This window comes from uncultured Intestinibacter sp. (assembly GCF_902468165.1).
Lineage (GTDB): Bacteria > Bacillota > Clostridia > Peptostreptococcales > Peptostreptococcaceae > Intestinibacter.
This window is the reverse complement of sequence record NZ_CABQXJ010000002.1, coordinates 1-12,273: the sequence shown is the minus strand read 5'-3', so window position 1 is coordinate 12,273 and position 12,273 is coordinate 1. Positions and strand designations below refer to the sequence as shown.

The window sequence follows — 12,273 nt, the reverse complement described above, 5'->3', positions numbered from 1 at the left end:
TAAACTAGGCGACAAAGGAGAAATTCGATGAATTATATAGAGTTAAATAACCAAGTTATAATCAGGGACGAAAATGGGAAATATCAACTTGACAAAGATAAAGAAGCTCTAAAATCGTATTTAGAGGATTACATAGAGCCAAGAATGAGAAAATTTAATAACTTAAAAGAAAGATTAGATTATTTAGTTAAAAACGATTACTACTCAAAAGAAATTATAAATATGTATGATGAGTATGTGATTGAAGTTATATATGATTTTATAAGATCGAAGAATTTTAAATTCCAATCTTATATGAGTGCGAGCAAATTTTATCAAAATTATGCTCTTAAAAGTGATGATGGGGAAGAAATATTAGAAAGTTATGAGGATAAGGTGTTGATTGTTGCATTGACGCTTGGAGATGGGGACTCTAAACTTGCAAAAGATATTGCAGGAAAACTTATAAATCAAGAGTTTCAACCAGCGACACCGACTTTCTTAAATGCAGGTAGAGCAAGAGCAGGAAAGATGGTATCTTGCTTTTTAGTAAATATAGAGGATAGCTGTGAAGGTATATCTTATGGAGTTTCATCTGCAAACCATTTGTCAAAAATAGGCGGTGGGGTTGCGCTTAATTTGACTAGACTTAGGGCTGCAGGCGAATCTATAAAAGGAATCAAAGGAGCAGCCGGCGGGGTTATGGGTGTTGCAAAATTACTAGAGCAATCATTCAGCTATTTCAACCAAATGGGAGCGAGACAAGGCGCTGGGGCAGTTTATTTAAATGTACTTCATCCAGACTTTGAAACACTACTAGACAGTAAAAAGATAAATGCAGACGAAAAAATAAGGCTTACAACACTTTCAATCGGAGCTATAATTCCAGATAAATTTATGGAGCTTGCGGAGAAAAATGAAAATTGTTATGCATTTTATCCACATTCAATTTATCAAAAATACGGTGTTCATCTTGATGAAATAAAAATGGACGAATGGTATGACAAATTAGCACAAGATGATGAAATTGAGAAAAAGGAAATAAATCCAAGGGAACTTCTAACTAGGATTGCACAAACTCAACAAGAATCTGGATATCCATACGTTGTATTTATCGACAGTGCAAACCAACAACATACGCTAAAGGACGTGGGAATGATAAAAATGTCTAACTTGTGCTGTGAGATTTTCCAATACCAAACACCATCAGATATAAAAGGTTATGGTCAAGTCAGCGATTGGGGACAAGATATAAGTTGTAATCTGGGCTCTTTAAATATAGCAAATGTTATGGATAATAAAGATATTGAAAAGACGATAGATGTAGCGATTAGAGCCTTGACATATGTTTCTGACAATACAAATATAGAAGAAGTACCTACTATCAAAAAAGGAAACGACTCATCACATTCAATAGGTCTTGGAGCGATGAATTTACATGGATATTTAGTTAGAGAAGATATAATCTATACGTCAAAAGAAGGTAGAGAATTTGCCGATGTATTCTTCGCAATGATGAGATATTACGCGATAAAAACATCAATGAATATAGCAATTGAAAAAGGAGAAACATTCAACGGATTTGAAAAATCAGAATATGCAAAAGGGCCAGAAAGTGAATTATTTAAAAAATACTGCACAAAAGATTTCTTGCCAACTAGCGAAAAAGTATCAAAATTATTTGAAGGAATAAACATTCCGACAAAAGAAGATTGGAAAGAATTATTACAACAAGTTAAGACAAATGGTATTTATAATGCTTACTTAAGTGCAATCGCACCGACTCAAAGTATAAGCTACGTCCAAAATTCAACTTCGAGCGTTATGCCGATAACTGAGCAGATAGAAGTTAGAACTTATGGAGATTCGACAACAATTTATCCAATGCCGTTTTTAACTAATGAAAACATGCTTTACTACCAATCAGCATACAGAATAGATATGCTAGACCTTATCGATATGGTGGCGATAATTCAAGGACATATTGACCAAGGAATTTCGACAACACTATTTGTAACAGACGACAAAACAACAAGAGATATTGCAAGATACTACATTTATGCACATAAAAAAGGACTAAAAAGCCTTTATTATACTAGAACGAAGATGGAAAGAAATAATGAATGCCTAGTGTGTTCAGTTTAAGATTCAACATAAAGAGGTGATAAAATGACATTTAAATTAAACAACGTACACAAAGCAGTCAACTGGAATGTTGAGGACGACGACTTCACTCAGGCATTTTGGGATCAGAATGTAAAACAATTTTGGCTGCCAGAAGAAATATCAGTGTCAAAAGATGTAAAAGTATGGAGCGAACTTTCGCCAGAGGAGAGAAATCTTTATAAAAAAGTGTTAGGTGGACTGACACTTTTAGACACAAAACAAGCCAACAACGGAATACCATCGATGATGAGTTTGACAGATAATCTTCAACGAAAAGCCGTACTTTCATTTATGGGAACTATGGAAGAAATCCACGCAAAGAGCTATTCATCAATATTTACAACATTATTAACAGTGCCGGAAATAGACGAGATATTTGAATGGATAGAAAGCGAGCCGACTTTACAGAAAAAAGCCGAAATAGTTTTAGCCCAATACGAAAATACAGATGACAGATATGGTCTATATATGTCGATGGCGACATCAGTATTTTTAGAAAGCTTTTTATTTTACTCAGGATTTTTCTACCCATTATTTTTAGCTGGACAAGGAAAAATGATGGCAAGTGGAGAGATAATTTCACTAATACTTAGAGACGAATCACTTCACGGAAAATACATCGGACTTCTTGCACAAGAGATATTCAAAGATTTTTCAAAAGAAGAACAAAAAGAGTACAAATCAAAAGTCATGGACGTATTCGATAGACTTATGGAAAACGAAATAAACTACACAAATACAATATACGAAGGAACAGGGCTAGCTGATGAAGTCATAAACTTCCTAAAATACAACGCAAACAGAGCAATGGAAAACCTAGGATACGACAACAGACTCGAAGTCGACCCAGTAAATCCAATCGTGCTAAACGGACTTAGCACAGAAACAAAAACACACGACTTCTTCTCAACAAAAGGTAACGGATATCAAAAAGGAGTGTATGAATCGCTACAAGATAGTGACTTTATTTTCGATAGGGAGATATAAATTTAGAAGTTTTATATATATTATAAAAAAGACCACATCTTAGAGTTTCATTAACTGAATCTCGAGATGTGGTTATTTATAGTACATAGGAAATTATAGTTCATTTAAAAACTGTTGATAAGTATAATTTCTGTATATGTGCTTCAAAGAAATCTACATTTTTAAGGGTCTTTTGAATTAAAGATTTCTTTATTAATTAAGGTGCTTTTTTATTATTTCTCTAACCCTTTCTATATCGATTTTAGTGAATCTTGAAATAGTTGCCTCATCAAGGCCTTCGCCTAACATATTTAATACTATTTCTACTTGATTTTTCTCAATACCTTTCTCAATACCTTTTTTAATCCCCTTTTTTTCAACTTATGGATCATATAAACTCTTAGTCATGATATTCACCTCTTTTTCTAAGTTTTCATCATCTATATAATTTCTATTTAGATATTCAATTAAATTTTGAATTGCTAAAAGCATACTGTGAAAATCTTCACCGAGGATTTCATCTTGGTCAAATAACTCCTTTGACTCAATAGCTAGTTTTTCATAACATCAACTTCATAAAGAAACTCTTTTTCATCTCCAAAAACTATCATTAATTTTAAGCTATCTTCAATATTTTTATTTTCCTCAAAGAGAATCACCTTCTGCTTTGGAAAATACAATCTTTTGATATTATCCCCATCATAATCAGCATTTTCTTTTCCTTTTCTAAATCCATACTCAAACATACGAATTATCATGGTGTTGTCATTTTTAATTTATTATAACTAATATTTTTCTATTTGGATATCACCTCTTTAGGTATATCTAATTCTTTACTGAAAATTAGTATTTTAAACAAAATAAGTAAATTTTTCTATAATTATAAATATAAAAAATCCATTGGAAAGTACGAGGTTTAGGTTATGATATAATATAAGTAAAAATATCAATTAAGGAGCAAGTATGATTAGAGATTTAAAACAAAAAGATATAGATAAAGTTATGGAAATCTGGCTTGAAAGCACAATAAAAGCACACGACTTCATGCCAGAAAAATACTGGCAAGACAATTACAATGCAGTAAAAGATATATACATACCACAGTCGAAAACTTATGTTTATGAAGAGGGGGAAGAAATTAAAGGTTTTATAAGCATATTAAACGACGACTTTATAGGGGCATTATTTGTATCACTGAATGAGCAAGGAAAGGGGATTGGCTCAAAGTTAATAGAGTATGCAAATGCTAAATTTGATAATTTAAAATTAGCTGTATATAAACAAAATCAAAAATCGGTTGATTTTTATATTAAAAAGGGATTTGAAATTTTATCGGAAGAGATTAACGAAGATTCAGGTTTTGAAGAATATATTATGGTTTATAAATAGCAAAATCTTAAAAAGAGTATATATCCAGCCAAAGTAGCTAGGGATATACTCTTTTAATCTTTAATATAAAGATATTTTATTCAACTTCTTTAAGTAAATCTTCAGCAGAAATTCCATACAATTTTGCCAATGCCAATAAATTTGAAGTACTTGGGTCAGAGGCACCATTTTCCCATTTCGAAACAGCTTGTCTGCTTACACCGATTGATTCTGATACGAATTCTTGTGTCATTTTACATCTTATTCTATTTTCTTTTAATACCTCACCCAAAGATTTTCTGATTATCGCTTTTTCGTGTCTAACATCTGTTGATTTTAGATATTTTAAAAGACAGCGAACAATAAGTATAAGTAATCCTAAAAAAATTGCCAAAATAATAATGTATAATACTACACTAATTATAAATTGTACTCCTAATGCCATTTGTAAATATCTCCTTTCCTTTTTCTAATATAAATATATCAAAAATATCTAGTTACTTCTACCAACTACTGCGCAACTATCAGTTGCATTAGGGTAAAATACTCTATTTTAGGAAATTTTTGTTTCATAAAACAAAAAACTATGACACAATATAATTAATAAGTAATTTAAAAGAATATTAATATGAAAAAGGTAGTTTAAAAGTAAAAAAAATTTAATTTACAAGTAAAAGCTAGGAGGGGTATTATGATTAATTTGAGCAAGGGACAAACTATTGATTTAACAAAAAAAGAAGTTGGACTAAAACATCTAGATGTAGGTTTAGGGTGGATAACTAGAATGGATTTAGACACAATTGCATATTTATTAGATTCAAACGACAAACATATCGAAACAGTATACTTTGGAATAAAAGAAAGTAAAAATAAATCAGTTAGACTAAGTGGAGATGATTTAGTCGGTGGTGGAGCAGGGGACAACGAGGTTATATACATAGATTTGGACAAGTTAGATTCAAGGGTGCAAAAAATCGCTCTATATGCAAATATATTTAAATTCTTTGGACTTGGGAAAAAGACTTTCTCAGACGTAAAAGATGCATACATAAGAGTTGTAAACAGAGATACAGGAAAAGAGATATGCAAATATGTACTTGCTGAAAATGGGGCTGGATGTGATGCTTTCCATTTTGCCGATTTAGTCAAAAACGGCTCAGAGTGGAAGTTTGTTGCAGTTGGAAATGGATGCAATGGTTCTGTTGATAAATTGAGAAAGAAATATTTATAAAATATTGTTATGATGATTTTTATATATTGAAAGTTTTTTAGAATAAATTACTCTTTATAATGTATACATAAATAATTTTTAAATCTGCATTATTTTGGAAATGAAATTCTGCTATAATGAAAGTATAAATAGTTATAGAAAGGGGTAATAGCTATGAAAAAAAATTTAATTATCACAATAAGTAGAGAATATGGTAGCGGCGGAGGAGAAATCGGTAGAAGGTTATCTAAAGCATTAGGAATACCTTGCTATGATAAAGAATTACTTACAATAGCAGCGAAGGAAAGTGGTTATTGCCAAGAATTTTTTGAAAAATACGATGAAAAACCTATCAAAACATTGAGTTATTTTTCATACGACCAAACAATGTCATCATTACCAATAGGTCATCAACTATTCTTAAAACAATTTAACATAATCCAAGATTTAGCTGAAAAAGAGTCTTGCATATTTGTAGGTAGAGCAGCAAACTATGCATTAAGAGATAAATTCGACTCAATAGATGTTTTTATACATGCTGATTTTGAAACAAGAAGAGAAAGAGCAATTGAAGAACATGGTATTGAAGAAAAGAAAAGTGCAAAAACAGTCAAAAAGATAGATAAAGAGAGAACTTCTTTTTATAATTTCTATACAAGCATGAAGTGGGGAGATGCTAGGGACTTTGATCTTTGCATAAATACCAGCAAGATAGATATTGATGAAGCTGTTGAAATAATTTTGGCGACAGTTAAAAAACATTATGATAAATAGGATTAATATTTATAGAAATTTATAATTAAACTATAGGAATAATATTTTTCATAAAAACAACTACATTTTAGATTTTGGTATACTGAATTCTAAAATGTGGTTATTTTAGTTTTTGAATAATTTATAATTTCTAATATATTATTTTAAGCGACACAAGAAGTAGTTGTGACAACTTTTATATATTAATTTTAAAAAAGTTCCACTAAAAGATATAGCATCAGCATTTGAAATGTATAAAACTCCAGGGACAGTAAAGGGAAAATTATTAGTAGATAGTGAGGTAATAGATTAATTTTAATCTATATATGAATCCATAGTAGTACTTATTTAAAAAGATAAATTATATAAAAATAACAGAGAGGTAGATTATGATTACAACAATTATATTAAATGTATCTGTTGATAAGGTATACCATATAAATGAAACTGTAGAATCAGGCAAAGTAATAAAAGTTGCTACTTGTAATATGACAGCAGGTGGAAAAGATCTTAATGTATCGAAAGTTATAAAGATATGTGGTGAAGAAATACAAGCGACAGGATTTGTTGGAGGGCATAACGGCGAGTTAGTAAAAGAACTTCTTCAAAAAGACGAAATAAAAAGCAAATTTATAAATACAAAATCAGAGACTAGAAATTGTATAAATATCTTAGATCAAGACAATATATCTACAGAATTTTTAGAGCCTGGTCAACCAATATCAAAATATGAAAAAGAATTATTTATAAAAGAATTTGATAAAATCTTAGATAATACAAATGTAGTAACTATTTCGGGAAGTGCTCCACAAGGATTAAACAAAGACATATATAAAGTTTTGATAGATATGGCAAAAGCTAAAGACAAAAAAGTAATCTTAGATACAATATCAGCAGCTAATGCACTAACTAATTCAACAGGAAGTTTTAAACAAGAAGATGCAGAAAGTATTTACAAAGATATTGAAATAACAAAAATAAATATTGAAAACTAAATAAAAAGGTAAATAAATCCAAATTATAAAATCCTGTTTTATCAATTTTTAAAAGGGTATATAACAAATGTCGACAAATAGATATAGAAAGCTTTCTAAAAATTGATTTACAGGAGAAATAAAATGGAAGATAGAGTAGTATGTTCATGTTTAGATGTTACTTATAACACAATAAAAGAAGCAATAGAAAATGGTGCTAAAACTTTAGACGATATAAAAGATGAAACTGAAGCAGGTACTATATGTGGTATGTGTGAAGATGAAATACAAGAAATAATAGATGAATTAGTAAAATAATTTTTTATAAAAAGACTATGGAGATGAGTTATTCATCATCTATAGTCTTTATTTGATTTTAATCTCATATTTTAAAGACATTTTGCAAATAATCAATATATGAGATAAAATATAGATATGTTAAAAAAATGTTTATCTACACAATAACTGGGTATATAAATAAGAAACACAATATTACGATAAATAATATAATAAGAGCGGCGATGAAGATATATTGACATAAATTATTGAAAAACTAGGAGGTAAATTAATGAGCAATGTATTTGAAGTAAAAAAGGATATCTATTATACAGGAGTTTTGGATAAAGAACTAGAGGTATTCGATATAATAATGGAGACTGAGTTTGGAACAACTTACAATTCATATCTTATAAAAGATGAAAAAACAGTTTTAATAGATACTGTAAAATCAACTTTTAAAGATCTATTCTTTGAAAAAATAGAACAAGTAACACCAATCGAAGATATAGACTACATAGTAGTTCACCATACTGAGCCTGACCATGCGAGTAGTTTATCATATATATTAGACAGAAATCCAGATGCAGTAGTTTATTGTACTACAGCAGCTAAAAACTACTTAACTAGCCAATTAAACAGAGACTTTAAATTTAAAACAATAAAAGATGGAGAAGTTTTAAATATAGGTAAAAGAAACTTAAGATTTATAACTGCGCCAATGCTTCACTGGGCAGATACTATGTTCACTTATGTAGAAGAAGACAAAGTATTATTCACTTGTGATGCTTTTGGATGTCACTATGGTGATTTTGATGCAGAATGTGTTGCAAATAACGAAGACTATATAAAAGCATCAAAAGTTTACTATGACTGTATAGTTAAACCATTTGCACAATACGTATTAGACGGTGTAGACAAAGTTGTAGGCTTAGGTATTGATTTTGACACTATCTTAACTTCACATGGTCCAATATTATCAAAAGAACCTATGGAACAAGTAAAAAGATATGTACAGTGGTCACAAGAAGCTGTAGACGCTACTAATAAAGACAAAGTTAGTATATTCTACTTATCAGCTTATGGAAATACTAAAAAAATGGCGGAAAAAATTGCGGAAGGTGCTAAATCTGAAGGAGTAGAAGTAGGTCTTTACGATTTAGAACAATTAACTCACGAAGAAATGCACGACAAATTCTTAGAATCAAAAGTAGTTGTATTAGGTTCACCAACAATAAACAGAACAATGGTTAAACCTATGTGGGACTTATTCTCTAATGTAGACCCAATGGCTAACAGAGGAACATTAGCAGGTGTATTTGGTTCTTATGGATGGAGTGGTGAAGGTATCACAATGGCAGAAAATACATTAAAATCAATGAACTTCAAAATGCCAGTTGAAACAGTTAAGAAAAAATTCTTCCCAGATGAAGCAACTTTAGAAGCTTGTGTAGAAGCTGGTAAAGAATATGCTAAATTAATAAAATAAGACACCAATATTAATAAAATATTTAACATAAATAATACCAATATAAAAAATAGCATGTAATATATACATGCTATTTTTTTAATTCTAAGGAAATTATATATTATTTGTTTTGTGGATAATGTATAATTACCAACCTATTAATTAAAGCAACGGAATCTACGATTCGTTGGCGATATGAACGTAGTGAATTTATTATTTAAAAATTTTCACTATACCTTCATCATTTAGATATTTGAGAAGTGAAATTGTAATCGGAAGACCCAACATTCCTATAAAACCTAGAAAATGAAGCCCAATAAACATACTTATAAGTGTGACAACTGGGTGTAGTCCGACTTGTTGCCCCACTAGCTTTGGCTCTATAATATTTCTTATTATTGTCACGATTATATAAATAACAGCGACACCAATTCCTACCGTAAAATTTCCATATAGCAATGCAATTATCGCCCAGGGAATCATTATTCCACCAGTACCCAATACAGGTAAAATATCAAATATAGCTATACAAAGTGCTATAAGTATAGAGTTTGGAATTCTTAAAATTGTAAGTCCAATTGCAAGTTCTGTAAAAGTGATAGTAAGTATAAGCAAATAAGATAAAAAACATTTAAATAGGGTAGTAGTGATATATTTTTTACTTTCTTTTATAGATTCAGACGCATTTTCAGGTATTTGTCTTTTTATGAAGTTTATTATCTTTTCAAAATCGATAGTTATAAAGAATGTAACTATTATTGTGATTATAGTTTTTAGGAAGATGCTAGGTATAGCTGTTGCAAATCCTGATACATAGCTTACGACCATAGTAGAAAACTTGCTTACAAAATTACCTAAAGTACTTATCAAACTAGAAGAACTTTCTTCTAATGCTGAAATTATATTTGGATCTAATGAAAGAAACAAATTCTCGAAATGTTGGAATGTATCTTTTATATATGGTTCAAAATAAGTTGAGAAAAATTGTGGCATTGTTGTAAATAGACCTTGAATTAATATTAAAATTTTTGTACCTATTAAGATTATTATAAAAGATGCAACTGCATAAAATGCAAGGACAAATAATATAGATATAAGTGCCCTATTAAGGTGAAATGTCTTGCAACAGAATTTAATTAATGGATTTAAAATTGCAGCTATTATAAATGCAATTAAAAATGGCGTAAGTATAGGGCCTAAAAGCTTGATTATAAGTATGATTCCGCCTATAATAACGCCGAAGTAATAGAATTTTATAAGAAATTCTTTTTGTTTTTGTAGCTTCAAATCTGGTTTACTTTCCATCTTATAACCCCCAATCTATAAATGCAGATAGCATCCAGACATAGATATTTTTATATTTGTATTTTAAAATTTAGACTATCTAAATACTTATGATATTTTAATATGAATTATTATTAATTATATATGATTTGAATACTAGATTAGATTAAATATTTTTAACATAAAATTTATTTATAATTAAAAAAGATGAAGCAAAACAAAGTTTTACTCCATCTCATATAAAAAATTAGTATAATAATTTATTAATCTTAGGTTAAAATTATATAACTGCTTCTTCGTCGTCATCTCCCCAACATTCAACTTTTCCAAGACCTTTTATATTGGCAGGATTAAATGTTGGATTTTTGATTCCAGCTTTTCTTTGCATAGTATAATCATCTAAAGCTCTGAAAGCAAATTTACCAAGAAGAGTTATTGCGACTAAGTTTACTATTGCCATAAGTGCCATCATTACATCAGCTAAGTCCCAAACGATTTGGACTTTTGTAAGAGAACCAAATAAAACCATAGCGATAACAATTACTCTAAACCCAGTCATTAATGGTTTATTTTCTCCGAATATAAACTCTATATTAGATTCTCCATAATAGTAGTTTCCAACTATTGAACTGAAAGCAAATAAGAATATGCATATAGCTATAAATGTATATCCGAAAGATCCTATATGATAACTTAAAGCTTCTTGTGCAAGTTCTATACTAGTAGCACCACTAGTTACGTTAAATTGAGTGTATAGAAGTACCATAAATGCAGTACAAGTACAGATTATTATTGTATCTGTGAATACACCAAGTGTTTGGATTAAACCTTGTTTTACAGGGTGTGAAGTATCAGCAGTTGCAGCAGCATTAGGTGCACTACCCATACCAGCTTCATTAGAGAATAGACCTCTTTTTATACCAACTAATATTGTTCCTGTAAAAGTACCAACTGTAAAATCTTTAAAATTAAGTGCTTCTGAGAATATAGCTTCAAATATTTGTGGCATTAAATTTATGTTTTTGAAAACTATAAATAATGCAACTAATATATATGCAACAGCGAATACTGGAACTATAACTTCAGTTATTTTTGCTATTCTTTGAACACCACCGAATATAACAGCAGTAGTTAATGCACATAATATTATTCCCATAAGTAATTTATTTGTTCTGAAAGCTGCGTTAAATGCAACTGTCATTGTATTTGATTGAACAGCATTAAATACAAATGCGAAAGCTATAGTTATTAATATTGAGAATAGTATTGCCATCTTTTTATTTTTTAAGCCTTGTTCTATATAATAAGCTGGACCACCTCTAAAAGCATCTCCATCTTTAACTTTATATATTTGAGCTAAAGTACTTTCTATAAAACTTGATGCAGCACCTATAAGTGCAACAACCCACATCCAAAATATTGCTCCAGGACCTCCACCTACTATTGCGATTGAGATACCTGCTATATTACCAGTACCAACTCTAGATGCAGTACTTATACAAAATGCCTGGAATGAAGAAATTTTTCCTTCTTTTTTAGCATCTTTGTCCATACCATCACCTAAAAGTCTGAACATTTCTTTAAAATACCTGAATTGAACAAATTTAGTTCTTATAGTGAAGTATATTCCTAGAACTATTAGAGCAGCTACAAGAATATAAGTCCATAAAAATGTATTTGTTACATTTATGATATTACTTAAAGTCTCCATAAATTCCTCCTCAAAATAAAATATAGTAATTATAAATTTGTAATTTACCCAAAATAATAAAATATATACATTATATTCCGAAAATTAAAAATAAATTGATTGTATTTTTTTATTAATT

At 29.7% G+C, this 12,273-nt stretch carries 12 protein-coding genes; 8 read left to right on the top strand and 4 right to left on the bottom strand.

Going from position 1 to position 12,273, the window contains the following annotated elements; translation table 11 throughout:
- Positions 1 to 27 precede the first annotated feature (27 nt).
- Together nrdE and nrdF are read left to right on the top strand one after the other, a co-directional pair.
- Positions 28 to 2,124 (top strand): class 1b ribonucleoside-diphosphate reductase subunit alpha, encoded by a 2,097-nt coding sequence (gene nrdE / locus RDX53_RS00500; protein ID WP_195928921.1) that lies wholly within the window; start codon positions 28 to 30, stop codon positions 2,122 to 2,124.
- Positions 2,125 to 2,148: 24 nt separating this feature from the next.
- Complete coding sequence (nrdF, locus tag RDX53_RS00495; RefSeq protein WP_195928923.1) at positions 2,149 to 3,132, top strand: class 1b ribonucleoside-diphosphate reductase subunit beta; 984 nt, start codon at positions 2,149 to 2,151, stop codon at positions 3,130 to 3,132.
- Positions 3,133 to 3,662: 530 nt separating this feature from the next.
- On the opposite strand, the gene RDX53_RS00490 is transcribed toward nrdF, so the two are convergent.
- Entirely contained in the window at positions 3,663 to 3,857 is a 195-nt protein-coding gene (locus RDX53_RS00490; RefSeq protein WP_195928924.1) for a hypothetical protein, read from the bottom strand.
- A 217-nt stretch (positions 3,858 to 4,074) separates the two neighbouring features.
- Here RDX53_RS00490 and RDX53_RS00485 point away from each other — a divergent pair, with 217 nt between their 5' ends.
- On the top strand, positions 4,075 to 4,500 hold the full coding sequence (locus RDX53_RS00485; RefSeq protein ID WP_195928926.1) for an N-acetyltransferase: 426 nt from the start codon (positions 4,075 to 4,077) through the stop codon (positions 4,498 to 4,500).
- 76 nt (positions 4,501 to 4,576) lie between these two features.
- Here RDX53_RS00485 and RDX53_RS00480 read toward each other — a convergent pair whose 3' ends face one another.
- On the bottom strand, positions 4,577 to 4,924 hold the full coding sequence (locus RDX53_RS00480) for a helix-turn-helix domain-containing protein (protein WP_007287468.1): 348 nt from the start codon (positions 4,922 to 4,924) through the stop codon (positions 4,577 to 4,579).
- Between the two features lie 246 nt (positions 4,925 to 5,170).
- On the opposite strand from RDX53_RS00480, the gene RDX53_RS00475 reads away from it, so the two are divergent.
- From RDX53_RS00475 to RDX53_RS00455, 5 genes are all read left to right on the top strand, one after another.
- On the top strand, positions 5,171 to 5,710 hold the full coding sequence (locus RDX53_RS00475; protein ID WP_007287469.1) for a TerD family protein: 540 nt from the start codon (positions 5,171 to 5,173) through the stop codon (positions 5,708 to 5,710).
- Positions 5,711 to 5,863: 153 nt separating this feature from the next.
- Entirely contained in the window at positions 5,864 to 6,463 is a 600-nt protein-coding gene (locus tag RDX53_RS00470; RefSeq protein ID WP_195928931.1) for an AAA family ATPase, read from the top strand.
- A gap of 368 nt (positions 6,464 to 6,831) precedes the next feature.
- On the top strand, positions 6,832 to 7,437 hold the full coding sequence (locus tag RDX53_RS00465; protein WP_307993460.1) for a PfkB family carbohydrate kinase: 606 nt from the start codon (positions 6,832 to 6,834) through the stop codon (positions 7,435 to 7,437).
- Between the two features lie 123 nt (positions 7,438 to 7,560).
- Positions 7,561 to 7,734, top strand: coding sequence for a (2Fe-2S)-binding protein (locus RDX53_RS00460; RefSeq protein WP_195928936.1), 174 nt, complete (start codon positions 7,561 to 7,563; stop codon positions 7,732 to 7,734).
- A 250-nt stretch (positions 7,735 to 7,984) separates the two neighbouring features.
- Positions 7,985 to 9,181 (top strand): FprA family A-type flavoprotein, encoded by a 1,197-nt coding sequence (locus tag RDX53_RS00455; RefSeq protein ID WP_195928938.1) that lies wholly within the window; start codon positions 7,985 to 7,987, stop codon positions 9,179 to 9,181.
- 192 nt (positions 9,182 to 9,373) lie between these two features.
- Here the strand turns inward: RDX53_RS00455 and ytvI are convergent, their stop codons facing one another.
- A complete protein-coding gene (gene ytvI / locus RDX53_RS00450; protein ID WP_307993459.1) occupies positions 9,374 to 10,465 on the bottom strand; it encodes a sporulation integral membrane protein YtvI in 1,092 nt (363 codons plus the stop codon).
- A 259-nt stretch (positions 10,466 to 10,724) separates the two neighbouring features.
- Positions 10,725 to 12,155 carry an alanine/glycine:cation symporter family protein gene (locus RDX53_RS00445; RefSeq protein WP_307993458.1) on the bottom strand — a complete coding sequence of 477 codons (1,431 nt, stop codon included), beginning with the start codon at positions 12,153 to 12,155 and terminating at the stop codon, positions 10,725 to 10,727.
- Between the last annotated feature and the right edge of the window lie 118 nt (positions 12,156 to 12,273).

Bases quoted from the DNA above. Each gene is read 5' to 3' on its own strand.
- nrdE (WP_195928921.1), top strand. From the start codon at position 28: ATGAATTATATAGAGTTAAATAACCAAGTTATAATCAGGGACGAAAAT.
- nrdF (WP_195928923.1), top strand. From the start codon at position 2,149: ATGACATTTAAATTAAACAACGTACACAAAGCAGTCAACTGGAATGTT.
- RDX53_RS00490 (WP_195928924.1), bottom strand. From the start codon at position 3,857: ATGTTTGAGTATGGATTTAGAAAAGGAAAAGAAAATGCTGATTATGAT.
- RDX53_RS00485 (WP_195928926.1), top strand. From the start codon at position 4,075: ATGATTAGAGATTTAAAACAAAAAGATATAGATAAAGTTATGGAAATC.
- RDX53_RS00480 (WP_007287468.1), bottom strand. From the start codon at position 4,924: ATGGCATTAGGAGTACAATTTATAATTAGTGTAGTATTATACATTATT.
- RDX53_RS00475 (WP_007287469.1), top strand. From the start codon at position 5,171: ATGATTAATTTGAGCAAGGGACAAACTATTGATTTAACAAAAAAAGAA.
- RDX53_RS00470 (WP_195928931.1), top strand. From the start codon at position 5,864: ATGAAAAAAAATTTAATTATCACAATAAGTAGAGAATATGGTAGCGGC.
- RDX53_RS00465 (WP_307993460.1), top strand. From the start codon at position 6,832: ATGATTACAACAATTATATTAAATGTATCTGTTGATAAGGTATACCAT.
- RDX53_RS00460 (WP_195928936.1), top strand. From the start codon at position 7,561: ATGGAAGATAGAGTAGTATGTTCATGTTTAGATGTTACTTATAACACA.
- RDX53_RS00455 (WP_195928938.1), top strand. From the start codon at position 7,985: ATGAGCAATGTATTTGAAGTAAAAAAGGATATCTATTATACAGGAGTT.
- ytvI (WP_307993459.1), bottom strand. From the start codon at position 10,465: ATGGAAAGTAAACCAGATTTGAAGCTACAAAAACAAAAAGAATTTCTT.
- RDX53_RS00445 (WP_307993458.1), bottom strand. From the start codon at position 12,155: ATGGAGACTTTAAGTAATATCATAAATGTAACAAATACATTTTTATGG.